Origin of the sequence: Kitasatospora putterlickiae (assembly GCF_039527695.1) — a bacterium.
In the GTDB taxonomy this organism is placed as follows: Bacteria; Actinomycetota; Actinomycetes; order Streptomycetales; family Streptomycetaceae; genus Kitasatospora; species Kitasatospora putterlickiae.
In genome coordinates, this window is the sequence record NZ_BAAAKJ010000128.1 from 334 (window position 1) to 1354 (window position 1021).

At 73.2% G+C, this 1021-nt stretch carries 1 protein-coding gene; it reads left to right on the forward strand.

The annotated features are described in order from the left end of the window. Positions 1–1021, forward strand: a 1021-nt coding sequence (locus tag ABD308_RS13515; RefSeq protein WP_344333068.1) for a right-handed parallel beta-helix repeat-containing protein, incomplete at both ends; no start/stop codon positions are given.

Genomic DNA, 1021 nt, shown 5'->3' on the forward strand with positions numbered 1-1021 from the left:
GACGCCAAGCACCCGGCCGGGAACGTGGTCCGCGTCCCGGAGGACTTCCCGACCGTCCAGAAGGCCGTGGACGTCGCCCGCGACGGCGACACGGTGCTGATCGCTCCCGGCACCTACCGCGAGAGCGTGCGCGTCGCCAAGCGCGACATCGTGCTGCGCGGCACGGACCGCTCCACGGTCGTCTTCGACGGCGGGCTGAAGCTGGCCAACGGCATCACCGCCACCGGCCCCGGCACGGTGGTGGAGAACCTCACCGTGCACGGCTACCTGGCCAACGGCGTGCTGTTCACCGGCGTCACCGACGAGAAGCTGCAGCAGCGCGGCGCGGGCGGCTCGGCGTACGATCCGCTGGACACCGCCCGGTTCCCGCCCGTGCAGGGCTTCCGGGCGACCCGGGTGACGGCGTACAACAACGGCCTGTACGGCATCTACGCCTTCGACGCCCGCGCCGGGGTGATCGAGGAGTCCTACGCCTCCGGGCACGCCGACTCCGGCATCTACGTCGGCCAGTGCAAGCCCTGCGACACCCTGGTGCGCGGCAACACGGTGGAGCGCAACGCGGTCGGCGTCGAGCTGACCAACGCCTCGGACGGCCTGTCGATCCTGGGCAACCGGGTGGCGGGCAACCGGGTGGGCGTCACGGTGAACTCCAACGACCTGGAGGCGCTGGCCCCGCAGCACGGCGCGGTGATCGCGGGCAACGTGGTCGTCGACAACAACGCCGCCGACTCGCCCCAGCAGGCGGACGGCGGTTTCGGGATCGGCATCGGGATCGGCGGCGGGACCGAGAACCGGGTGGAGCGCAACCTGGTCCGGGGCAACCGCGCGGCCGGGGTGATCGTCACCGACCCGGCGGGCCATCCGGCGAGCGGCAACCGGGTCGAGGGCAACCAGGTGGACGGCAACGGCGCGGATCTGGTGCTGGCCTCGGTCGACCCCGCCAACTGCTTCGGCGGCAACCGGCCCGGCACGCAGAGCCCGGACGGGCTGGAGGCCGCAGCGGCCTGCGGTGGGCCGGCCC